We start from the raw sequence: 22,260 nt of genomic DNA, 5'->3' as shown, positions 1-22,260 counted from the left end.
TCACTCACCCTCTTTCGTGACCGGGCCGGTGGGGTTCTCCGGGTCGGAGGCCGCGCTCGGCTGGGGGGCGTCGTGCGAGCTGGGGTGCGTGGCGGGCGCGCGGCCGTCGGGCTGCGCGTCGGCGTCGGGTCCCGCGGGACGCTCCCCGGCGCGGGGGGCGACGACGCGGCCGGGGGCCGTCTCGCCCTTGGCGAGGCGCAGGCCCGCGAGCGAGGCGGGGCCCGCGCTGCCGCCCGCGGCGACGGCGCCCGGCCGTTCGTCGGGGAACCCGGCGAGGATGCGGGCGGTCTTGCGGAAGTCGCAGATCGGCGCGCCGCGCGTCGGGGTGACCTGCGCACCGGCGCGCAGCTGGTCCACGAGCTGCTTGGCCGACTCGACGGTCTGGTTGTCGAAGAACTCCCAGTTGACCATCACGACGGGCGCGAAGTCGCAGGCCGCGTTGCACTCGATGTGCTCCAGCGTGACCTTGCCGTCGGCGGTGGTCTCGCCGTTGCCGACGCCGAGGTGGGCCTGGAGTTCGCCGAAGATCTCGTCGCCGCCCATGACGGCGCACAGCGTGTTGGTGCACACGCCGACCTGGTAGTCGCCCGAGGGCTTGCGCCGGTACATGGAGTAGAAGGTGGCGACGGCCGTCACCTCGGCGGTCGTGAGGCCGAGCGCGTCGGCGCAGAACCGCATGCCGGTGCGCGTGACATGGCCCTCCTCCGACTGCACGAGGTGGAGCAGCGGCAGCAGCGCGGAGCGGCTGTCGGGGTAGCGGGCGATCACCTCGGCGGCGTCCGCCTCCAGCCGGGCGCGGACGTCGTCCGGGTACGGCGGGGCGGGCGTCTGCGGCATGCCCAGGCTGACCTCGGTCATCGGTCTACGCCTCCCATCACGGGGTCGATGGACGCCACGGCGACGATGACGTCGGCGACCATGCCGCCCTCGCACATCGCCGCCATGGACTGGAGGTTGGTGAACGACGGGTCGCGGAAGTGCACCCGGTACGGGCGGGTGCCGCCGTCGCTCACGAGGTGGACACCCAGCTCGCCCTTGGGGGACTCCACGGCCGTGTAGACCTGTCCCGGCGGGACGCGGAAGCCCTCGGTGACGAGCTTGAAGTGGTGGATCAGGGCCTCCATGGAGGTGCCCATGATGTTCTTGATGTGGTCCAGCGAGTTGCCGAGCCCGTCGGGGCCGAGGGCGAGCTGCGCGGGCCAGGCGATCTTCTTGTCGCCGACCATGACCGGCCCGGGCTCCAGCCGTTCCATGCACTGCTCGATGATCCGCAGCGACTGCTCGATCTCCTCAAGGCGCAGCAGGAAGCGGCCGAAGGAGTCGCACGTGTCGGTGGTGGGGACCTCGAAGTCGTAGTTCTCGTAGCCGCAGTACGGGTCGGACTTGCGCAGGTCGTGCGGCAGTCCCGCGGAGCGGAGGATCGGCCCGGTGGCGCCGAGCGCGAGGCAGCCCGCGAGGTCGAGGTAGCCGACGTCCTTCAGGCGCGCGCGGAAGACGGGGCTGCCGCTGCACAGGGCGTCGTACTCGGGGAGGTTCTTCCGCATCTGCCGGACGAACTCGCGCAGCGCGTCGATGGCGCCCGGCGGCAGGTCCTGGGCGAGGCCGCCCGGCCGGATGAACGCGTGGTTCATGCGCAGCCCGGTGATCAGCTCGAAGAGGTCGAGACACAGCTCCCGGTCGCGGAAGCCGTAGATCATGACGGTGGTGGCGCCCAGCTCCATGCCGCCGGTGGCGATGGCGACGAAGTGCGAGGAGATGCGGTTGATCTCCATCAGCAGGACGCGGATGACGCTGGCGCGGTCGGGGACGTCGTCGGTGATCCCGAGGAGCTTCTCGACGCCGAGGCAGTACGCGGCCTCGTTGTAGAAGGGCGTGAGGTAGTCCATGCGGGTCACGAACGTCGTGCCCTGCGTCCAGGTCCGGTATTCGAGGTTCTTCTCGATGCCGGTGTGGAGGTAGCCGATGCCCGCGCGGGCCTCGGTGACCGTCTCGCCGTCGATCTCCAGGATCAGCCGCAGCACGCCGTGCGTCGAGGGGTGCTGGGGACCCATGTTGACGACGATCCGCTCGTCGTCGGCGCGCTCGGCGGCGGCCTGGGTGATCTCGTCCCAGTCGCCGCCCGTGACGGTGTAGACCGGGCCTTCTGTCGTCTCGCGCGGTTCGGCGGGACGGGTGGCGTGAGTGGTCATCAGCTGTACGACCTCCGCTGGTCGGGAGCCGGGATCTGGGCGCCCTTGTACTCGACGGGGATGCCGCCGAGCGGGTAGTCCTTGCGCTGCGGGAAGCCCTGCCAGTCGTCGGGCATCATGATCCGCGTGAGCGCCGGGTGGTCGTCGAACACGAGGCCGAAGAAGTCGTACGCCTCGCGCTCGTGCCAGTCGTTGGTCGGGTAGACGGCGACGACCGAGGGCAGGTGCGGGTCGGCCTCGGGGACGCTGACCTCCAGGCGGACGAGGCGTCCGTGCGTCAGCGACCGCAGGTGGTAGACGGCGTGCAGCTCCCGGCCCGTGTCGTGCGGGTTGTGGACGCCGCTCACGCCGAGGCACAGCTCGAACCGCAGCGCGGGGTCGTCGCGCAGCGTGCGCACGACCTGGAGCAGGTGCTCGCGCGCGATGTGGAACGTGATCTCGCCGCGGTCCACGACCGTCTTCTCGACGGCGTGGGCCGGGTCGAGGCCCTGCTCCTCCAGCGCGCCCTCCAACTCGTCGGCGACCTCGTCGAAGTAGCCGCCGTAGGGGCGGGCCGAGGCGCCCGGCATGCGCACGGTGCGGGTGAGCCCGCCGTAGCCGGTGGTGTCGCTGCCGTTGTTCGCGCCGAACATGCCGCGGCGCCTGGCGATGGCCTCGCCTGTGCCGCCCGCCCGTTCGAGGGCGGCGTCGGTGACGCCGTCTGCGGTGGGGTCGTTGCCGTTCACGGTGGTCCCGTCGTTCCCGTCGCTCCGGTGGTCTCGCTCGCTGCTCATCGGCCGCCCCCGTCCCATGCGGTGGCCGCGCGCCGGGTGCCCGTCACCGCAGGAGCCCCTTCAACTCGATGGTCGGCAGCGCCTTGAGCGCCGCCTCCTCCGCCTCACGGGCGGCCTGCTCGCGGTTGATGCCGAGCTTCTCCTCGCGGATCTTCGCGTGGAGCTTCAGGATCGCGTCCATCAGCATCTCGGGGCGGGGCGGGCAGCCGGGGAGGTAGATGTCCACCGGCACGACGTGGTCCACGCCCTGCACGATCGCGTAGTTGTTGAACATGCCGCCCGACGAGGCGCACACGCCCATGGAGATGACCCACTTGGGGTTCGGCATCTGGTCGTAGACCTGCCGCAGGACCGGCGCCATCTTCTGGCTGACCCGGCCCGCCACGATCATCAGGTCGGCCTGCCGCGGCGAGCCGCGGAAGACCTCCATGCCGAAGCGCGCCAGGTCGTAGCGACCGGCGCCCGTCGTCATCATCTCGATGGCGCAGCAGGCCAGTCCGAAGGTGGCGGGGAAGACGGACGACTTACGGGCGAGCCCGGCCAGGTTCTCGACCGTGTCGAGGATGAAGCCACCGGGGATTTTGTCTTCGAGACCCATCACAGACGCCTTTCGCTCAGTCCCATTCGAGGCCGCCACGGCGCCAGTCGTACGCGTAGGCGGCACCGATCAGACCGACGAAGATCAGCATTTGCACAAGCCCGAACATCCCCAGCGAGTCGAAGTGCACGGCCCAGGGATAGAGGAAGACGATCTCGATGTCGAAGATGATGAAGAGCATCGCCGTCAGGTAGTACTTGACGGGGAATCGTCCGCCCCCGGCGGGCTGCGGTGTCGGCTCGACACCGCACTCGTAGGCATCCAGCTTCGCCCGGTTGTACCGCTTCGGCCCGACGACCGCCGCGGCGATCACGGAGAAGACGACGAAGGCTGTTGCCAGGGCTGCCAGTACGAGGATGGGAACGTACGCGTTCACCGCACCCGCTCCTTCCAGTCATCGGCGACTGCTACCACGAAGATCATCGCTATGTGAGTCAGTTCACAAAGCTGCTGGCATCTTAAGCCCGCACCCCTGTGACCTACGACACGGGGTGGCCCACGAAGTTTGTGATCTCTTTCACCCGACCAAGTGCCGCAAGCCCGTACACCTCGGGACGTAGGACGCAAGGTGGCGGATCGGCTACGAAGTGGTGAATCGGGGCGCCATCCGGGCCCGTACCATGATCGATCCCACTATCACCTCATGTCACCGGCCAGCAAATTCGCACGCGGGACAGGCCGGTGGTATATGCAACGACATCGCGCCGCCCGGCGCTTAGTGTGATCATCCGTGTCCGACATATCCCTGACCGTCGCCGTGGCCCTGTGCATCACCGCCTTCCTGGCGGGCTGGATCGACGCGGTGGTCGGCGGCGGTGGCCTCGTCCAGCTCCCCGCCCTGCTCATCGGCCTGCCAGCGCACCTGCCCCCCACCTACGCGCTCGGCACGACCAAGGTCGTCTCGCTGTGCGGCACGGTCGTCTCCGCCGTCACCTACGCCCGCAGAGCACCCCTGGACGTCTCCGTGGCCCTGCGGTTCTCCGCCGTCGCGCTGGCCTCGGCGGCGGGCGGCGCACTGTTTGCTTCCGCGGTGAGCGAGGAGGTGCTCCAGCCGGTGATCATGGTGGTGCTGCTCGGCGTCGCGGTGTTCGTCGTCGTCAGACCCCGGTTCGGCGCGGCGGTGGCGGCCGAGGCGCCCTCACGGCGGCGGCGCGCGGCGGCCGTCCTGGTGGCGGGCGTGGGCGTCGGCTTCTACGACGGGCTGATCGGCCCGGGCACCGGCACGTTCCTCGTGATCGCCCTGGTGACGCTGATGCGCATGAGCCTGCTCACCGCCTCGGCGACCGCGAAGGTCGTGAACGTCGGCACAAACGTGGGCGGCCTCCTCGTCTTCGCCGCCGACGGCGCCGTGCTGTGGGGCCTGGTCCCCTTCATGGCGGCGTTCAACATGGCCGGGAGCTGGACCGGCGCGCGCATGGCCGTGAAGCGGGGGAACGGCTTCGTCCGCGTCGTCCTGCTGGTCGTCGTGACGGCGCTGGTCGCACGCCTCGCGTACGACCAGTGGTGGGCCTGACCAGGGCCCCGCGGGCGTGAGGTGTGCCACGAGCACGGTGGTTGACAGCCCGCCGCCGTTGTCCCGGGCGGAGCCGCCGTGCTAGGCCCGCCCCACCCTCCCGACATTACGGACAACCCGCAGGACATCGCGGTACAACGGCCGTAAAGATGATCACCGCACCGAAGCGGCACTTCGGACAAAAGGCCGCCAACTCGTCGCGTACACGACGACTGTGGCGCATCCCACGTTAATTGAGATCAACCATCCGATGCTGGTAGCCAGGTCCCCATGTCCCCGATTCGTCATCGAGGCCGGCACCGCAAACCCCGTCGGCCGCGCACCAACACCCTGCTCCGCGGCGGCGTCCTGTCCGGCATCGTGGGCACCGTCGCCGTGACCGGCGCGGCGTCCCCCGCGACCGCCGCCGAACAGCCCAAGGAATCCACCGCGGAACTGCCCGTCTTCAGCGGCGTCCTCACCACCAGCGCGGCAACTGCCGCCGAGGCCACCCAGACCTGGGCGGGCGACGCCGAACTGGCCGCCACCCGCGCGGACGCCCAGGACCGCGCCCTCGCCGACGCCAGGCGCGTCGCCGCGCAGCAGCGCACCGAGCAGGAGGAGGCCGAACGTCAGGCCGCCGCCGAGCGCGCCCGGGCAGCCGCCGACGCACGCGCCGAGGAGGCCGCACGCGCCGAGGCCGCCGCCCAGGAGGCCGCCGCCGAGCCCCAGCAAGCCGAGGAGCCGCAGGAGTCGGGCGGCGAGGTCACGACCCTGGCCGCCCCCGCGGCGAGCGGCAGCGCGGCGGCCGTCGTGGCCTTCGCGCAGTCCCACGTCGGCGACGGCTACACCATGGGCGGCACGGGCCCCGGCTCGTGGGACTGCTCGGGGCTCGTCCAGGCCGCGTACGCGTCCGTCGGCGTCCCGCTCCCCCGCGTGTCCGGCGCGCAGTCCACGGCGGGCACCCAGGTGTCCCTGGACGCGCTCCAGCCCGGCGACATCCTCTACTGGGGCGGCGCGGGCAGCGCCTACCACGTGGCGATCTACGTCGGCGGCGGCCAGTTCGTCGGCGCCCAGAACGCGAGCACGGGCGTCGTCCAGCGCGACCTGAGCTACGACCCGCCGACCGGCGCGGTACGCGTCCTCTGACGGGACGACACGCGGGCCGGTGGCCCCGGAACCGCATCCGGGGCCACCGGCCCGCGTCGTCGCCGTGCCCGCGCGCTCAGGCGCGCGGCGCGACCTTCGTCAGCCCGTTGATGACGCGGTCCATCGCGTCACCGCCCGCCGGGTCCGTCAGGTTGGCCAGCAGCTTCAGGCAGAACCGCATCAGCACCGGGTGGCTCAGGCCGCGTTCGGCCGCCAGCTTCATGATCTTCGGGTTGCTGATGAGCTTCACGAACGCGCGGCCCAGCGTGTAGTAGCCGCCGTACGTCTCCCGCAGCACCTTCGGGTAGCCGAGCAGCGCCACCTCACGCTGCGCGGGCGTCTGGCGCGCCAGCGCCTGGCTGATGACCTCGGCGGCGATACGCCCCGACTCCATGGCGTACGCGATGCCCTCGCCGTTGAACGGGTTCACGAGCCCGCCCGCGTCGCCGACGAGCATCAGGCCCCGCGCGTAGTGCGGCTTGCGGTTGAACGCCATCGGCAGCGCCGCGCCCCGGATCTGGCCCTGCATGTTCTCCGGCGTGAACCCCCACTCGGGCGGCAGCGACGCGCACCAGGTGCGCAGCACCTCGCGCCAGTCCAGCTCCTTGAACTCGGACGAGCTGTTGAGCACGCCGAGCCCGACGTTGGAGGTGCCGTCGCCCATGCCGAAGATCCAGCCGTAGCCGGGCAGCAGCCGGTCCTGGGGGCCCCGACGGTCCCACAGCTCGAACCACGACTCCAGGTAGTCGTCGTCGTGCCGCGGCGTCGTGAAGTACGTCCGCACGGCCACGCCCATCGGCCGCTTGGCGTCGCGGTGCAGGTCCATGGCGAGCGAGAGGCGCGACGAGTTGCCGTCCGCCGCGACGACGACGGGCGCGCGGAAGGTGGCGGGCCGCTTGTCCTCGCCCAGCTTCGCCGTCACGCCCGTGATGCGGCCGGTGCGCTCGTCCCGCACGGGGCCCGACACCGTGCACCGCTCCAGCAGCCGCGCGCCCGCCTTCTCGGCGGCGCGGGCGAGCTGCTCGTCGAAGTCGTCGCGCTTGCGGACGAGTCCGTAGTCGGGGAAGGACGCCAGCTCGGGCCAGTCGAGCTGGAGGCGCTGCCCGCCGCCGATGACGCGCAGGCCCTTGTTGCGCAGCCAGCCCGCCTCCTCGGAGATGTCGATGCCCATGGCGACCAGCTGCTTCACGGCGCGCGGCGTCAGGCCGTCGCCGCAGACCTTCTCGCGCGGGAAGGTCGTCTTCTCCAGCAGCAGGACGTCCAGCCCGGCCTGCGCCAGGTGGTAGGCGGTCGCCGAGCCGGCCGGCCCGGCGCCGACGACGATGGCGTCGGCGGAGTACTCGGTGGGGGTCGTCTCGGCGGTCTCGGCCACGGCGGGCTCTCCGATCGGGTCGGCGGCGATGAGGGCGTGTCGTGCGGGTGCGTGAGCGGGTGGGGACGTGCGGAGAAGGGGACGGTGAGCGGCCGTCAGGCACGGTGTGCCGTGCACGCGGTCGAGTCTATGCGGCGCGTTCCTTGGTGCCCCGGTGCAGTGCGACGATGCCGCCCGACAGGTTGCGCCAGGCCACGCGGCTCCAACCGGCCTGCTGGAGCACGGAGGCCAGCGCGGGCTGGTCGGGCCAGGCGCGGATCGTCTCGGCGAGGTAGACGTACGCGTCCGGGTTGCTGGAGACGCGGGTCGCGACCGGCGGCAGCGCGCGCATCAGGTACTCGTTGTAGACCGTACGGAACGGCGCCCACGTCGGGTGGCTGAACTCGCAGACGACCAGGCGCCCCCCCGGCTTGGTCACGCGCAGCATCTCGCGCAGCGCCAGCTCGGTGTCGCTGAGGTTCCGCAGCCCGAAGGAGATCGTCACGGCGTCGAACACGCCGTCCCGGAACGGCAGTCGCTGCGCGTCCCCCGCGGTGAACGGCATCCACGGCACGCGCCGCTTGCCCTCGGCCAGCATCCCCCGGCTGAAGTCGCAGGGGACGGTGAAGGAACCGGCCAGCGCGAACGGCATGGCGGACGTGCCGGTCCCGGCGGCGAGGTCGAGGACCCGCTCCCCCGGCCGCGCGGCGACCGCGTCGGCGACGGCGCGCCGCCAGCGGCGGTTCTGACCGAGGGCCAGCAGGTCGTTGGTCAGGTCGTAGCGGGCGGCGACCGCGTCGAACATCGCGGCGACCTCGGTGGGCTGTTTGTCCAGCGTTGCACGAGTCACGCGTCCATTCTCGCGGATGCCGCCGTCCTCCGTTCGGGCGACTTCCCCCGGCACCGGGATGAACGGGGGCCGCCTCGCGCACTAGCGTGCCGGTCATGACCCAACTTTCCCGCGTCCTGCGCGTGGCCTCGCTGACCGCGACGGCGGGCGGGGCGGTCCTCGCCGCGGCGGGCGGCGCGTGCGCCGCCGAGGCGGCGCCCGGCCCGCTCTCTGCGCTCTCCACGGTCCCCTCGACCCTCGGTGTCACGGGCGACGCCCTGCGCTACTCGGTCGAGCCCGTCCTCGCGCTGCCGCTCGACCCGCTGTCCAGCACCTCCACCGACCCCCTGTCCAACTCGGTCGGCACCCAGATCGCCGACTTCCAGCCCATCAGCACCAGCGTCGTCACCGGCCCGCTGACGGACGGCGCCGGGGCCGGTGACCTGCCGGGCGAGGTGCTGGGCGGTCTGCTCGGCGGCCTGCCGATCACCCCCACCCTCTGACGGCCGCCCCGCCCCCACCGCGTCACTCGTCCCGCTCGTCCTCCCGTTCGGCCACCACCTCCTCGTACACATCGACCTCGCGCAGCGACGCCGTCTCCCACATCTCCTCGACGAGGGCGCGCGCCTCGCCCTCGTCGATGTCGTCGCCCAGCGCGAGGACCCGCCGGGTCCACAGCTCGACCACGCCGTCGCCCGAGCCGCCGAGGGCGGTGAAGGCGTCCGGATCGCCCAGGTCGTCGGTGCCGTTCATGTCCTCGACCTCACGCATGCTCTGGATGCTCTCCACGTCGGGAATGTCACGCCTGTCGTCCATGTGCCCATTGGACCGCGCCCGACGTCCGGGGGCCCGGCGGCGCGCGGCCGGGCGAACGGGTGACGGCGGGCGCCCCCCGGGGGCATCCTCATGGCATGACGTACCTCCCCCAGACGCCCCTGGAGATCCACGGCACCCCGGTGCTCCCCGCGGGGGACGGCCCGCCGGTGGACGGCGAGGAGGCCGCGCTGCTGCTGGCGGGTGAGGCCCTGGGCATCGGCGCCGAGCTGGTGGTGATACCGCTGCGGCGGCTGCCGCCCGCGTTCTTCGACACCACGTCGGGGCTGGCCGACCGGATCACGCAGACGTTCCTCGACTACCGGCTGCGCGTCGCGTACGAGGGCGACCTGTCGCACGTGCTGCCCTGGAACGCGCCGTTCGCCGCGGCCGTGCGGCGCGGGAACGCGGGCCCTTACGTCTGGTTCACCGCGGACCGCGCCGAGCTGGCCGAGCGGCTGCGTTTCGGCGGCACCCTGCCCGGCTGAGCGCGCGGGCGGGCGTCCCGGCAGGGGAAAGGGCGCGGAAAAGGCGAAAAGGCAGGAGCCCCCGCTGGAAGCGAGGGCTCCTTGTGTGGTGCGCCGAGCGGTGTCGGCGGCCTCAGACGATCGTGACGTTCTCCGCCTGGGGGCCCTTCGGACCCTGGGTGACGTCGAAGCTCACGGTCTGGCTCTCCTCAAGGGAGCGGAAGCCGGACGCGTTGATCGCGGAGTAGTGGACAAAGACATCGGGGCCGCCGCCGTCCTGAGCGATGAAACCAAAGCCCTTTTCGGCGTTGAACCACTTGACGGTTCCGGTAGCCATGTAAGCCCTCCCTGGGCCTAAAAGGGTCGCCCTGCTCCAGAACCTTCAATGAAGCCTGAAAATGACGAAAGCCCGCGGCTACATGCTCCGCAGGCTCGTACTGCAAGGGAAACCAAACTGTAACTCGGTATGAGCGTAGCACGCGGTCCGCAAAGCGGGAAGAGTCGAGATCACCCCGGGGGGTCACCTGACCCGCACATCCCTGACCACTGTTCCGCACGACCACAGGCGTACCCTCCGAAAGGTGAGTACACACCACCGGAGTCGCCCGCGTGTCGGCCACATCCAGTTCCTCAACTGTCTCCCCCTCTACTGGGGGCTCGCCAGGACCGGGACGCTGCTGGACCTCACACTCACCAAGGACACCCCCGAGCGCCTCGGCGAGCTGCTGGCGGACGGCGCGCTCGACATCGGGCCCGTCTCCCTCGTCGAATACCTGCGGCACGCGGACGACCTCGTCGCCCTCCCCGACATCGCGGTCGGCTGCGACGGCCCCGTCATGTCCTGCATGATCGTCTCCAAGGTGCCGCTCGAAGAGCTGGACGGCGCCCGCGTCGCCCTCGGCTCGACGTCCCGCACCTCCGTGCGCCTCGCCAGGCTGCTGCTCGCCGACCGGATCGGCGTCACGCCCGACTACTACACCTGCCCACCCGACCTGGGCCTGATGATGCAGGAGTCGGAGGCCGCCGTCCTCATCGGTGACGCCGCCCTGCGCGCCTCGCTGCACGACGCGCCCCGGCTCGGCCTGCGCGTGTACGACCTCGGCGCGATGTGGCGCGAGTGGACCGGCATGCCGTTCGTCTTCGCCCTGTGGGGCGTGCGGCGCGACTACCTGCGGCGCGAGCCGGAGACGGTACGCGAGGTCCACCGCGCGTTCCTCGCCTCGCGTGACCTGTCCATGACGGAGGTCGGCAAGGTCGCCGAGCAGGCCGCGCACTGGGAGGACTTCGACGCCGAGGTGCTGGAGCGGTACTTCACCACGCTGAAGTTCTCGCTCGGCGCGCCGCAGCTGACGGCCATCGACGAGTTCGCGCGCCGCACCGGCATCGCCGACGGCGTGGGCCGCGTGAAGCTGCTGGACGCCGCCTGACCACCCCGCCCGACCGCCCCTCCCGGCGGGCGCGGGGCGCTGGCGTACGCTGACACACGCAAGCCTCCGCCGTCGGAAGGACCCCTCCCATGGGCCAGAGCGCCGAGCTGACGACCCTCCTCGACCGCGCCGCCGACGGTGGCCGGATCAGCGCGGAAGAGGCCCTGGAGCTGTACCGCTCCGCCCCCCTGCACGCCCTGGGCCGGGCGGCCGACACGATCCGCCGCAGGCGGTACGCGGGCACCGAGCACATCGCCACGTACATCATCGAGCGGAACATCAACTACACCAACGCCTGCGTGACGGCCTGCAAGTTCTGCGCCTTCTACGCCGCGCCGAAGAGCGACAAGGTGTGGACGCGCGACCTCGACGACATCCTGCGGCGCTGCGCCGAGACCGTCGAACTCGGCGGCACGCAGATCATGTTCCAGGGCGGCCACCACCCGGACTACGGCGTGGAGTACTACGAGCGGCACTTCTCCGCGATCAAGGAGGCGTTCCCGCAGCTGGTGATCCACTCGCTGGGCGCGTCCGAGGTGGAGCACATGGCGCGGATCTCCGGTGTGAGCGCCGAGGAGGCGATCGCCCGCATCCACGCGGCGGGCCTCGACTCGTTCGCGGGCGCGGGCGCCGAACTGCTGCCCGCGCGGCCCCGCAAGGCCATCGCGCCGCTCAAGGAGTCGGGCGAACGCTGGCTGGAGATCATGGAGACGGCGCACCGGCTGGGCGTCGAGTCCACCACGACCATGCTGATGGGCACGGGCGAGACGAACGCCGAGCGCATCGAGCACCTGCGGATGATCCGCGACGTGCAGGACCGCACGGGCGGCTTCCGCGCGTTCATCCCGTACACCTACCAGCCGGAGAACAACCACCTGCGCGGGCAGACGCAGGCGACGCTCTTCGAGTACCTGCGCCTCATCGCGATCGCGCGCATCTTCCTGGACAACGTCGCGCACATCCAGGGCTCCTGGCTGACGACCGGCAAGGAGGTCGGCCAGCTGTCGCTGCACTACGGCGCGGACGACCTCGGCTCGGTGATGCTGGAGGAGAACGTCGTCTCCTCGGCGGGGGCGCGGCACCGGTCGAACCGGCTGGAGCTGCTGCACCTGATCCGCGCGGCGGACCGGGTGCCCGCGCAGCGCGCGACGACGTACGAGCACCTCGTCGTGCACGACGACCCGGCGCAGGACCCGGTGGACGACCGCGTCGTCTCCCACCTGTCCTCGACCGCGATCGACGGCGGGAGCGCCCACCCGCAGCTGACGCTGCTGACCTGACGTCCCCCCGTGCGCCCGGCCCCCGCGTCGTGCGGGGGCCGGGCGCCGGGCCGTCAGTCGAACAGTCCGTTGATCTCCCCGTTGACCCGGCGCAGCGTGCTCTCCACGTCGGCGCCCGACATGATGTCGTCGATGGCGGGCTGGAGGGCGGCCGTGACGTCGCCCGCGTGGTCGGCGATGGGGAAGAGGAACGTCGTGCCGTTCTCGACGTGGTCGGTGAACGCCGAGACGTCGATGCCCTCCGCCGCGTAGGCGTCGCGGGCCGTCTCCCACGCCTCGGTGATGGCGGGGAAGACGACGTGCCGCTCGCCGATGACGTTCTGGCAGGCGGGCGAGGCGAGGTAGCGCACCCACTGCCAGGCGCCCTCGGGGTGGTCGGTGCCCTTGACGATGGAGTCGGCGAGGCCGTTGAACATGCTGGCGTTCCGCCCGGTCGGCCCCGACGGGTTGGGGGCCAGGCCCACGTCCACGCCGTCGTAGCCGAGGTAGGTGCCGATCATCCAGCTGCCGTCGGCGGTCATCGCGGCCGTGCCGGCGGCGAGTTGGTCGCTGGGCTTGGCGCCGGCCTGGGACGCGTAGTCCGGCATGTAGCCCTTGTCGATGAGGCCCTGCCACCAGGTCATCGTCTCGACGAGCGCGGGGTCGTCGAAGTGGAACTCGGTGCCCCAGGGGTTGCGGTCGGTGAACTCCCAGCCGTTGGCGACCGCGTACTGGGACCACTGGGTCTGGCCGAAGTTCTGCCCGCCGCCGCCCTCCGACCACAGGCCGTAGGTGGCGACATGGTCCTTGTCGAAGCCGGGCTCGTCACCGCGCACCCCGTCGCGGTCCACGGTGAGGCGGGCGATGACGTCCTCGTAGGTGCCGCCGTCGTCCGGGTTCCACGTCATGTCCGCCAGGTCGGACGCGGTGAGCCCGGCGGCGGCGAGCTGCGCCTCGTCGTAGAACAGGGCGACGGCGTCCCAGTCCTTGGGCAGGCCGTAGCGTCGGCCGTCCTGCCCGACCCACAGGTCGGCGAGGCCCTCCTCGTAGATGTCGAGCGGCACGTCGTCCCGCTCGATGTAGGCGTCCAGCGGTTCGAGGAGGCCGCGGGAGACGTACTCGGGGTACTTGGAGAGGTGGTCGGTGAAGACGTCGGGCGCCGACTCGGAGACCAGGCCGAGGGCGAGCGCCGTCCAGTAGTCGTCGTAGCCGCGCTGCTCGATGCGGACGGCGTAGTCGTCCTGGGCCGCCTCGAAGTCGTCGGCGCACTGCTGGTAGCCGGGTTGCTGGTTGGCGTCCCACAGCCAGTAGGTCAGGGTCTCCCGGCCGCCGTCGTCGCCGAACGCGTCGCCCGAGCAGCCCGTCGCCGCGAGGGCGGCGAGGGCCGCGGTCGCGGCCAGGGCGCGGCGGCGGGCACGCCGTGCGGGTGTCGTCGTCACGTGATGCCTCACTTCATGCCCGTGAACTGGATGGAGTTGATGATCTTCCTGCCGAACGCGAGGAACAGCAGGATCGTCGGGATCGCGGCGACGAGCGCCGCCGCCATCAGGCCCGCCCAGTCGGGGCCGGTCTGCGGGGTGGCGGAGACGAACGCGCCGAGCGCCACCGTCAGGACGCGGACGGACTCGTCCTGGCCGACGAGCTGCGGCCAGAAGTACTCGTTCCATGCGTTGATGAAGGTGAGGATGGCCAGCGTGATCAGGGGCGCGCGGCTCATCGGGACGATGATGCGCAGGTACGTCCTGAAGTAGCCCGCGCCGTCGATCATCGCGGCCTCCTCGATCTCGCGGCTGATGCCGAGGAAGAACTGCCGCAGGAAGAAGATCGCGAACGGCGTCATGAAGAAGAACGGCGCCACGATCCCCGGGTACGTGTTGAGCAGGCCGAGGCTCTTGATGAGCGTGAAGTTCGGCAGCATCGTGAAGACCGGCGGGACCATCAGCGCGGTCAGGAACACGAAGAAGACCTTGTCGCGGCCGGGCCAGCGCAGCCGGGCGAAGGCGTAGGCGGCCATCGCGCTGAAGAAGACCTGCCCCACGGTGATCAGGACCGAGACGATCAGCGAGTTGCGCAGGTACGCCCAGAAGCGGATGGAGGCGCCCGAGCCGCCCTCGGCCTGGGCCTCGGCGGTGGTCGCGGTGCCCAGGACCCGTTCGAACGGGCCGAAGGTGAGGTCAACCGGCAGCGGGGACGTCGGGTCCGTGAACAGGGACCTGTTGTTCGACAGCGCGGTGCGCAGCATCCAGACGAACGGCGCGATCGTCACGAGGATGACGAGGAAGAGGGCGGCCCAGGCGAGGACGCGGCCCGGCCTGAACCTGCGCCGCGCGGCGGGCGTGGCGCGTCGTTGTGTGTGCCGGTCGTGTGCGGGCGTGCTGCTCGCGGCCGGCTGGACCACGGCGGTCATGCGGGCTCCTTGGGTGCGGTCGCGTCAGGACTGGTCGGAGTCGCCGGCGCGCAGCAGCCGCAGCTGGACGAACGCGATGACGGCGAGGATGAGGAAGAGGGCGACGGAGATGGCCGACGCGTAACCGAAGTCGAACCGCTGGAACGCCTGGTCGTAGATGTAGTACTGGACCACGCGGGTCGCGTCCACGGGACCGCCCTGCGTCGTGACGGCGACGGTGTCGAAGATCTGCCAGGAGCCGATCAGGGTCACGACGAGCACCAGGGCCATGACGGGCCGCAGGAGCGGGAGGGTGATGCGGGTGAACATCCGGAACTCCCCGGCACCGTCCACCGCCGCGGCCTCGTACACGTCGCGGTTGATGGCCTGGAGCCCGGCGAAGACGAGCAGCGCCGTGTAGCCCAGGTGGCGCCAGACGTTGACCAGCGCGATGGTCGGGATGGCCCACTGCTCGTCGCCGAAGAAGCCGACGCGGTCGAACCCCGCCCAGTCGAGGACGCCGTTGATGATGCCGAGGTTGTAGTCGGCCATGGCGTACCAGAGCAGCGCGACGACGACGTTGGAGATCAGGTAGGGGAGCAGGACCATGCCGCGGATGACGACGGACTTCGTCAGCCGGTGCATGAGGACGGCGAGGAGGACGGCGACGACGGTCTGCACGGTGATGTTGATCAGGACGTACTGGAGCGTGACGCGCAGGGAGTTCCAGAAGACGTCGTCGTGCAACAGCCGCCGGTAGTTGTCGAGGCCGCTGAACTCCGGGGCGGACAGCAGGTCGTAGTCGGTGAGGCTGAGGTAGAGGCCGCGCAGCGTGGGCCAGGCGAAGAAGGTGAGGAAGCCGAGCAGCGCGGGGGCGAGGAAGACGAGCGCGGCGCGGCCCTCCCGTCTGCGCCAGGCGGGCGGGGGGTTGTCCAGGGGGGCGGTGGCGCGGCTCGGCGGGGGGGGGGGGCGGGGGGCGGGGGGGCTGATCGCGGCCATCGCTCACTCCTTCGTCGGGTGGAGGACGACGGGCCGGTCCCGTGGGGGGCGACCGGCGCGGTGGCGGGCGTCGGGGGCGGGCCCGCGCGCCCGTGCCCGGCCGTGGGGGCGGGGGACGGGGAGGGCGGTCGGGCCGTCCTCCGGCGGGTCGCCGGGATCGGCGCGCGGCTGCGGGACGCGATCGGCCACATCCAGGGCCACGACAACGCACCTCCTTGTGCTGATGTCTCCGTGCCTAACGGTTTACGTTTGTTCGTGAGCGAAAATGTTGCTCTTCGCGGGCCAGGTGTCAAGGGCGGGGGATCCCGCGGGCGGAGTCCTTTACCCGCGCGTTAGCCGACAGGCGGACCGGATACCGTGACAAAGGCGCCTGGAACACCACAGATGCGCCCTACCCGCGACGCGTGGTGTTTCCGGTGCGTGACGGGCGTCCGGTTCGTCCGGTCGCCGTCTTGACGGCCCGTCACGTGACGCCAGTCTCTAGGCCATGACACCCCCACCGTTCCGGCGCACCGCCGCCGTCGCGGCCGGTCTCGGCCTGGCCCTCACCCTCGGCTGGAGCGCCCCCGCGGGCGCCGACCAGGCGTCCCCCGCCCTCACCGCCACCCTCGACCGGCTGCTCGCCGACCCGCGCCTCGACGGCGCGCTCGCCGGTGTCGTCGTCCGCGACGCCGCGACCGGCGCCACCCTCTACGACCACGGCGGCGACACCCGGCTGATGCCCGCCTCGAACACCAAGCTGCTCACCTCGGCCGCCGCGCTGGACGTCCTCGGCCCCGACCACCGCTACACCACCGACCTCGTCACGGACGCCACCCCGCGCCGCGGCGTGCTGCGCGGCGACCTCCACCTGCGCGGCTCGGGCGACCCGACGATGCTCGCCGCCGACTACGCCGCGCTGGCCGCCGACCTCGCCGCCTCGGGCGTCACCACCGTCCGGGGCGACCTGGTCGCGGACGACACCCGCTTCGACTCCGTCCGCCTCGGCCGCGCCTGGGCCTGGGACACGGAGGCCGACTACTACAGCGCCCAGATCTCGGCGCTCACCGTCGCGCCCGACACCGACTACGACGCCGGGACCGTCCGCGTCTCCGCCGCCCCTGGCGCCACCGACGGCGCCCCGCCCACCGTCACCCTCACCCCGCCGGGCGACTGGGTGACCGTCGAGAACCGCGCCACCACCGGCCCGTCCGGCAGCGCGAACACCCTCGGCGTCACGCGCGAGCACGGCACGAACACCCTCGTCGTCAGCGGCCGGATCCCCCTCGGCGCCGCACCGGTGACGTCCTGGACCGCCGTGGACGACCCCACCGGGCACGCCGCGTCCGTCCTCGCCGACGCGCTGGCGGCCGAGGGCGTACGGGTCACGGGCGACGTCGTCCTCGGCCGCGCGACACCGGCGGGGGCGACGCGGGTGCTGGCCTCGCACGCGTCGATGCCGCTGTCGGAACTGCTGGTGCCCTTCATGAAGCTGTCCAACAACATGCACGCCGAGGCGCTGGTCAAGACGATGGGGTACGCGACGACGGGGCGCGGCACCTGGCGTGACGGCCTCGCGGCGGTACGCGCGTACGCGGACCGGATCGGCGTCGCGACGGCGACGTACACGCAGGTGGACGGCTCGGGGCTCTCCCGGATGAACGTCGTCCCGCCCGCCGCGCTCGCCACCCTGCTGACCGAGGTGCGCGCCGAGCCCTGGTTCGACGCCTGGTACGCGGCGCTGCCCGTCGCGTGCGAGCCCGACCGCCTCGTCGGGGGCACGCTGCGCAGCCGCATGTGCGGCACCCCCGCGGCGGGGAACGCGCGCGCCAAGTCCGGCTCGCTGACGGGCGCCACAGGCCTGTCGGGTTATGTGACGGCGGCGGACGGGCGGGAGCTGGTGTTCAGCGTCGTGCTCAACAACTACCTCGGCGCAGCGCCGAAGGACATCGAGGACGCCGTCGTCACGGCGCTGGCCTCGCCTGACACCGCGCACCCCGCGCCCGTTCCCCCGCCGCCCGGCGGGGCGGTGGCGGACCCGGGGCCGGAGGACGGCGTCGAGTGTGCGTGGCGGAAGCCCGACCTCGTGTGCTGAGACCGGGCACGGCGCTCACAGGCCCTGCCGCGCGGGCGGCCTCCCCGCGCGGACGAACGTGGTGGCCGTGACGCGGTAGCCGGTGTGCCCGGTGGCCGCGCAGTGCCGCATGCACCAGACGTCGGGGATCTCGCGGCTCGTGTCGGCCGGGGACTCCTCCAGGCACGTGGTGCACTCGGCGGCGTGGATCGGCGGCCCGCCGTGCGGATCGGGCGCGAGGACCCAGTCGGCGGCGCGGGTGACCATCATGCGGCACCCGCCCGTCCGGCCCCCGCGGCGCCGCCCGCCAGGTCGAAACGGCAGCAGACGCTCTTGCCGCCCGCGTCGCGCGGCGCCCACCAGGTGGCGTCCGCGAGGCTCTGGACGATGAACAGGCCGCGGCCGTGCTCCGGCAGCGGATCGGGGTCGCCGCCGAGCGGGTCGAGCGGATCGCCCGACGGCAGCATGGGCGGCGCCGGGTCCTCGTCGGCGACCTCGACGAACAGCCAGCGTGGCCAGAAGCGGAAGGTGACGATGATGCGCCCGAAGCCGGCCGCGTGCCGCACGGCGTTGCCGACCAGCTCGGACGCGCACAGCTCGACGTCGTCGGCCAGCCAGGGCAGTTCCCAGTCGTGGAGGGTGTCCCGCGCGGCGTGCCTGGCTATCGCCGGGGTGTCGCGGGAGTCACCGGGGAGTGTGAGTGAACGGAACCGGTAGGCGCTGGAGAACGCCACGGGCAGCAACGGCGTTCGCCGCACCGCGGGCACGGGCAGTTCCTGCGCGGGCGGCCACGGCGACGTCATTGTGTACCCCCTCCATAAGCCAAGCCATGTCCTCATGTCTCCAGTCAAGGACCCGGACGGGCCAACTCGCGACGGTCGCAAGGGGGTTCACATGCACACCGGGGGGGTTCACCCGATGCGTGGCACGAGCCCCCCGTGAGCCCCCCGCCGCGTTCCCGACAAAATCGCCTCCCCCACCCTCCCCACCGAACCTCCCCTTCACACCGCTCGGGACGCGGACAGGTGGCGTTCCACCGCGACGGCCAGGAGCACGGCGCGCAGTTCCTCGCCCCGGCTGCCCCGCGTCTTGATCGCATGGCAGTTGGGGCACAGGGCGGCCATCTGCTCGGGATGGTCACGCCCGCCGCCCGCGAGATCGCGCACGTGGTCCACCTCAAGCAGCGGCTCGCCCGCGCGCGACACGTCGTGCGGCTGGCCGGTGCATCCCGGGTTCTCGCACCGGCCGCCGCAGCGCGTCAGCACGGCCCGCCGCGCGGCGGCCGACCGTATCGGATCGCTGCCCACCCGGGAGGTCCGCCGCCCACGGCCGTCGCGCTCCTCGGCCCGTTCCACCAGGGCGCACAGGCGCCGGTACTCAGCGGCGGCGTCCTCCTCTGGGACCGCGGGCAAGGCAGGCGCGTCGGGCGCGTCGTCCGCCACCGACTCGTCCCACAGGCCCACCGCGGCGAGCAGGCCCGCGGGGTCGGTCCCCGGGAAGTACCGCTCGACCAGGAGATCGACGGTGGCGACCCGGGCCGCGCCGGAGACGCGCAGCGTCTCGTACACCTGCTCCTCCAGGCCGCTCACCGGCTGCCGCTCGGCGAACCAGCGGCGCACTTCGCCGTCCCCGTGCGCCGTCGGGACCTCGCCCCGCCGCCCCGGCAGGTCCCAGATCCCGGCCCTGGCGAGCGCGGCGACCGGGTAGTCGGCGCGCGGCCGTTCCCCGTTGACGCCGTGCTCGCGCAGCAGGCCCTCCACCTCCCGCTCGGTCTCGCTCCAGGCCACCAGCCGTTCCTCTCCCCGCCCGGCGCGGCCGACCGCCCAGGCCAGGGCGACGGCCTGGTGCAGCGACGGGCGGCCCGACGCGCGGCCGGGCCTGGCGCGCCGCAGCCTGTCGAGCAGTGCGCCGACCGTGAGGACGGGCGCCGTCCGGCCGACGACGGTGAAGCCCTCCCGCCGCAGCACGTCGAGCGCGTGCCCGTGGCCGCCGCTGAGCTGGTCGGGCCGCAGGGCCTCGCCGTCCGGCAGGTACCGGTGCGCGACCCCGACGATCGCCTTGGAGTCGTACAAGCGCCCCTCGTGCGAGACGCGGTACACCAGGGACCGGTGGAATCCGTAGGTGGCGAGGAAGTCGTCCTGCCCCAGCCGGTCGTACTCCTGCATCGCCAACAGGATCTCGCGCCGCGTGACATCCTTCATCGCCATGGCCCGGAAGGTTACGCCGTGCCACTGACACCGCCCCCGGACACACGAAGGTCCCCGCGCCGGGGAGGCGCGGGGACCTGGGGTCGTGCGGTGCGGGGCCGGGTCAGGCGGGGACCTTGTCCTCGGCCGGGCGGCGGTCGTCCTCCACGACGGGCTCGTCGAAGTCGAAGCTCGTCGCGTGGTCGTACGCCTCGCGGTTCAGGATCTTCTCGCGCGCGGCGACGATCACCGGGACCGCGGCCTGGCCCGCCACGTTGGTGGCGGTCCTGATCATGTCGAGGATCGGGTCGATCGCCAGCAGCAGGCCGACGCCCTCCAGCGGGAGGTCCAGCGTCGAGAGGGTCAGCGTGGTCATGATCGTCGCGCCGGTCAGGCCCGCGGTCGCCGCGGAGCCGATGACCGAGACGAAGACGATGAGGATGTAGTCCTGCACGCCCAGGCTGACGTCGAAGATCTCGGCGACGAAGATCGCGGCCAGCGCCGGGTAGATCGCGGCGCAGCCGTCCATCTTGGTGGTGGCGCCGAACGGGACGGCGAAGGAGTTGTACTCACGCGGGACGCCGAGACGCTCGGTGACCTTCTGGGTCACCGGGAGCGTGCCGATCGAGGAGCGGGAGACGAACGCCAGCTGGATCGCGGGCCACGCGGCGCGGAAGAACTGGACCGGGCTGACACCGGCGGCGAAGCGCAGCAGCAGCGGGTAGACGCCGAAGAGCACGAGGGCGCAGCCGATGTACACGTCCGCGGTGAAGGTCGCGTAGTCGCCGATCAGGTCCCAGCCGTACTCGTTGATCGAGCGGCCGATCAGGCCGACCGTGCCGAGCGGGGCGAGGCGGATGATCCACCACAGGGCCTTCTGGAGCAGCTCGAGAACCGTTTCTCCGAAGGAGATCAGCGGCTGGGCGCGGTCGCCCATCTTCAGGGCGGCGATGCCGACGACGGCGCCGAGGAAGACGATCTGGAGGACTTCGAGGTCCGCGAACGGCGTGACGATGTTCTCGGGGATCATGCCGGTGAGGAAGTCGATCCACGAGCCCTCGGACTGCGGCAGCTCACCGTCGGCGGGGGTGAGGCCGGTGCCGCTGCCCGGGTTGGTGACCAGGCCGATCACGATGCCGATGGCGACGGCGATGAGCGAGGTGGCCAGGAACCACAGGAGGGTCCGGCCTGCGAGCCGGGCGGCGTTGGAGACGTTCCGCAGGCTGGTGATCGACACGGCGATGGCGAAGAAGACCAGGGGGCCGACCGCCACGCGCAGCAGCTGGACGAACCGCCCGCCGATCTCCTCCAGGGTGCGGCCGAGCCAGTCCACGTCGCCGCTGCGGGCGATCCAGCCGAGCAGGACGCCCAGCACGAGACCGGCGAGGATCTGCACCCAGAAGGGCGGCAGGGATATCCGGGGACGTCTCGGCGCCGTGGCCGAGGCGGGGGTCGGGGAGGACACAGGCATACTCCGGTCAGGGTGATTCGGGGAGTGGAGTTTCCGGGCACACCGGTACGGGCGTGCGCGGGGGTGGGTCGCTGGTGCGGGTCAGTCGGTCAGGGGTGAGGACAGACGTTCAGCGACAGGCCGCGGTGACACAGCGGCAGAGGTCGATGTGCAGGCGCGCCACGAGCAGAATGCCCGGGACAGAGATGTGCGCGGCTGCGGTGTTCATGCAAAGCACGGTAGCACCGCGCCGGAGCGGCGTCACGGGTCCGTCCGGCAGGTGAACGGCCCCCTGGACGCCGTCGCGGCGGGGGCCCGGGGGGCGGTCCGCAGGGGAGGCGTCAAGTGCCCTGTGGGGCAAGGGAGATGGTTCCGGGGGCAGGCCCGGCAGGTCCGCGGCGAGTGGTCCGGATCACCCGGCGACGCGGACGGCCCGGCGGTGGGGCCGCCGGGCCGTGACGTGCGGGGGGTGCGGGGAGGGGGACGTCAGTCCTCGTCCTCCATGGCACGGTTCGCGTTGATCCTGCCCATGGCGCGCTGGACGTGCGGCGCGACCTGCTGGGACATCGCGTCCCGCTGCCGCCGCAGCACGACGAAGCTGATCGGCGCGGAGAACACGAGGGCGAGCAGCACGATCCACAGCGGGTTCGAGGTGCCGATGGACTCCGGGAGGACGCCGACGTACGCGAGCACCGCGACGCTCACGAGGCACGCGGCGAAGACGGCCAGCCGCATCAGGCTGTAGCGCAGGGCGGCGTGCCGCGGGGCGCCGGTGTCCTGGGTGGTGGTCACGATCGTCCTCCTTTGAACGCCCGTCCAGTCAAGCACGGGGCCCGGCC

At 72.0% G+C, this 22,260-nt stretch carries 25 protein-coding genes; 7 read left to right on the top strand and 18 right to left on the bottom strand.

Annotation, left to right across the window (positions count from 1 at the left end; all coding sequences use genetic code 11):
• The 5 genes from nuoE to IF27_RS06905 are packed head-to-tail and all read right to left on the bottom strand — an operon-like array spanning position 1 to position 3,936.
• Positions 1–858, bottom strand: coding sequence for an NADH-quinone oxidoreductase subunit NuoE (nuoE, locus tag IF27_RS06925; RefSeq protein WP_052848504.1), 858 nt, complete (start codon positions 856–858; stop codon positions 1–3).
• Positions 855–2,192 carry an NADH-quinone oxidoreductase subunit D gene (locus IF27_RS06920; protein WP_420821991.1) on the bottom strand — a complete coding sequence of 446 codons (1,338 nt, stop codon included), beginning with the start codon at positions 2,190–2,192 and terminating at the stop codon, positions 855–857. The genes nuoE and IF27_RS06920 overlap by 4 nt, the downstream gene beginning before the upstream one ends.
• A complete protein-coding gene (locus tag IF27_RS06915) occupies positions 2,189–2,962 on the bottom strand; it encodes an NADH-quinone oxidoreductase subunit C (RefSeq protein WP_052848502.1) in 774 nt (257 codons plus the stop codon). Before IF27_RS06915 ends, IF27_RS06920 begins: the two co-directional genes overlap by 4 nt.
• Before the next feature lie 43 nt (positions 2,963–3,005).
• Positions 3,006–3,560: a NuoB/complex I 20 kDa subunit family protein gene (locus IF27_RS06910; RefSeq protein WP_052848501.1), complete on the bottom strand. Its 555-nt coding sequence runs from the start codon at positions 3,558–3,560 to the stop codon at positions 3,006–3,008.
• Between the two features lie 16 nt (positions 3,561–3,576).
• A complete protein-coding gene (locus IF27_RS06905; protein WP_052848500.1) occupies positions 3,577–3,936 on the bottom strand; it encodes an NADH-quinone oxidoreductase subunit A in 360 nt (119 codons plus the stop codon).
• A 354-nt stretch (positions 3,937–4,290) separates the two neighbouring features.
• On the opposite strand from IF27_RS06905, the gene IF27_RS06900 reads away from it, so the two are divergent.
• A complete protein-coding gene (locus IF27_RS06900) occupies positions 4,291–5,073 on the top strand; it encodes a sulfite exporter TauE/SafE family protein (protein ID WP_052848499.1) in 783 nt (260 codons plus the stop codon).
• 270 nt (positions 5,074–5,343) lie between these two features.
• Positions 5,344–6,201, top strand: a complete 858-nt coding sequence (locus tag IF27_RS06895; RefSeq protein WP_052848498.1) for a C40 family peptidase — start codon at positions 5,344–5,346, stop codon at positions 6,199–6,201.
• Between the two features lie 76 nt (positions 6,202–6,277).
• Here the strand turns inward: IF27_RS06895 and IF27_RS06890 are convergent, their stop codons facing one another.
• A complete protein-coding gene (locus tag IF27_RS06890) occupies positions 6,278–7,573 on the bottom strand; it encodes a geranylgeranyl reductase family protein (RefSeq protein ID WP_420821988.1) in 1,296 nt (431 codons plus the stop codon).
• A gap of 127 nt (positions 7,574–7,700) precedes the next feature.
• Positions 7,701–8,402: a demethylmenaquinone methyltransferase gene (locus IF27_RS06885; RefSeq protein ID WP_052848497.1), complete on the bottom strand. Its 702-nt coding sequence runs from the start codon at positions 8,400–8,402 to the stop codon at positions 7,701–7,703.
• Positions 8,403–8,497: 95 nt separating this feature from the next.
• Between IF27_RS06885 and IF27_RS06880 the strand changes: the two genes are divergently transcribed.
• Complete coding sequence (locus tag IF27_RS06880) at positions 8,498–8,884, top strand: hypothetical protein (RefSeq protein ID WP_052848496.1); 387 nt, start codon at positions 8,498–8,500, stop codon at positions 8,882–8,884.
• A gap of 22 nt (positions 8,885–8,906) precedes the next feature.
• Here the strand turns inward: IF27_RS06880 and IF27_RS06875 are convergent, their stop codons facing one another.
• Positions 8,907–9,197, bottom strand: coding sequence for a hypothetical protein (locus IF27_RS06875; RefSeq protein WP_052848495.1), 291 nt, complete (start codon positions 9,195–9,197; stop codon positions 8,907–8,909).
• A 95-nt stretch (positions 9,198–9,292) separates the two neighbouring features.
• Between IF27_RS06875 and IF27_RS06870 the strand changes: the two genes are divergently transcribed.
• Complete coding sequence (locus IF27_RS06870) at positions 9,293–9,682, top strand: DUF4180 domain-containing protein (RefSeq protein ID WP_052848494.1); 390 nt, start codon at positions 9,293–9,295, stop codon at positions 9,680–9,682.
• A 112-nt stretch (positions 9,683–9,794) separates the two neighbouring features.
• Here IF27_RS06870 and IF27_RS06865 read toward each other — a convergent pair whose 3' ends face one another.
• Positions 9,795–9,998, bottom strand: coding sequence for a cold-shock protein (locus tag IF27_RS06865; protein ID WP_052848493.1), 204 nt, complete (start codon positions 9,996–9,998; stop codon positions 9,795–9,797).
• Between the two features lie 244 nt (positions 9,999–10,242).
• Between IF27_RS06865 and IF27_RS06860 the strand changes: the two genes are divergently transcribed.
• A complete protein-coding gene (locus tag IF27_RS06860; protein ID WP_052848492.1) occupies positions 10,243–11,088 on the top strand; it encodes a menaquinone biosynthetic enzyme MqnA/MqnD family protein in 846 nt (281 codons plus the stop codon).
• An 89-nt stretch (positions 11,089–11,177) separates the two neighbouring features.
• Complete coding sequence (mqnC, locus tag IF27_RS06855) at positions 11,178–12,368, top strand: cyclic dehypoxanthinyl futalosine synthase (protein ID WP_052848491.1); 1,191 nt, start codon at positions 11,178–11,180, stop codon at positions 12,366–12,368.
• 53 nt (positions 12,369–12,421) lie between these two features.
• Here mqnC and IF27_RS06850 read toward each other — a convergent pair whose 3' ends face one another.
• Genes IF27_RS06850 through IF27_RS06835 form a run of 4 tightly spaced genes read right to left on the bottom strand, consistent with a single transcriptional unit; the run spans position 12,422 to position 15,933 of the window.
• The gene (locus IF27_RS06850; protein ID WP_190232839.1) at positions 12,422–13,786 is read right to left on the bottom strand and encodes an ABC transporter substrate-binding protein; all 1,365 of its coding nucleotides are present in this window, start codon (positions 13,784–13,786) and stop codon (positions 12,422–12,424) included.
• An 8-nt stretch (positions 13,787–13,794) separates the two neighbouring features.
• Positions 13,795–14,754 carry a carbohydrate ABC transporter permease gene (locus IF27_RS06845; RefSeq protein WP_052848490.1) on the bottom strand — a complete coding sequence of 320 codons (960 nt, stop codon included), beginning with the start codon at positions 14,752–14,754 and terminating at the stop codon, positions 13,795–13,797.
• Positions 14,755–14,778: 24 nt separating this feature from the next.
• Positions 14,779–15,732: a carbohydrate ABC transporter permease gene (locus IF27_RS06840; RefSeq protein ID WP_110945634.1), complete on the bottom strand. Its 954-nt coding sequence runs from the start codon at positions 15,730–15,732 to the stop codon at positions 14,779–14,781.
• Positions 15,733–15,735: 3 nt separating this feature from the next.
• Positions 15,736–15,933, bottom strand: a complete 198-nt coding sequence (locus IF27_RS06835; protein ID WP_052848489.1) for a hypothetical protein — start codon at positions 15,931–15,933, stop codon at positions 15,736–15,738.
• A gap of 286 nt (positions 15,934–16,219) precedes the next feature.
• On the opposite strand from IF27_RS06835, the gene dacB reads away from it, so the two are divergent.
• The gene (gene dacB, locus IF27_RS06830; protein WP_052848488.1) at positions 16,220–17,806 is read left to right on the top strand and encodes a D-alanyl-D-alanine carboxypeptidase/D-alanyl-D-alanine endopeptidase; all 1,587 of its coding nucleotides are present in this window, start codon (positions 16,220–16,222) and stop codon (positions 17,804–17,806) included.
• A 15-nt stretch (positions 17,807–17,821) separates the two neighbouring features.
• On the opposite strand, the gene IF27_RS06825 is transcribed toward dacB, so the two are convergent.
• The 5 genes from IF27_RS06825 to IF27_RS06805 form a co-directional block, all read right to left on the bottom strand.
• Positions 17,822–18,055 (bottom strand): DUF7848 domain-containing protein, encoded by a 234-nt coding sequence (locus tag IF27_RS06825; RefSeq protein ID WP_190232838.1) that lies wholly within the window; start codon positions 18,053–18,055, stop codon positions 17,822–17,824.
• The gene (locus IF27_RS06820) at positions 18,052–18,588 is read right to left on the bottom strand and encodes an ATP-binding protein (RefSeq protein WP_052848486.1); all 537 of its coding nucleotides are present in this window, start codon (positions 18,586–18,588) and stop codon (positions 18,052–18,054) included. Before IF27_RS06820 ends, IF27_RS06825 begins: the two co-directional genes overlap by 4 nt.
• Positions 18,589–18,786: 198 nt before the next feature.
• Positions 18,787–19,992 (bottom strand): phosphorothioated DNA-binding restriction endonuclease family protein, encoded by a 1,206-nt coding sequence (locus tag IF27_RS06815; RefSeq protein ID WP_052848485.1) that lies wholly within the window; start codon positions 19,990–19,992, stop codon positions 18,787–18,789.
• A 103-nt stretch (positions 19,993–20,095) separates the two neighbouring features.
• Entirely contained in the window at positions 20,096–21,442 is a 1,347-nt protein-coding gene (locus tag IF27_RS06810; protein ID WP_052848484.1) for a dicarboxylate/amino acid:cation symporter, read from the bottom strand.
• Positions 21,443–21,907: 465 nt separating this feature from the next.
• Positions 21,908–22,213, bottom strand: a complete 306-nt coding sequence (locus IF27_RS06805) for a DUF4229 domain-containing protein (RefSeq protein WP_263053833.1) — start codon at positions 22,211–22,213, stop codon at positions 21,908–21,910.
• Positions 22,214–22,260 lie beyond the last annotated feature (47 nt).

It is taken from the genome of Streptomyces avicenniae, assembly GCF_000719135.1.
Taxonomy (GTDB): Bacteria; Actinomycetota; Actinomycetes; order Streptomycetales; family Streptomycetaceae; genus Streptomyces; species Streptomyces avicenniae.
Note: the sequence above shows the minus strand (reverse complement) of the source record. Positions and strands in the feature narration are given on the sequence as shown.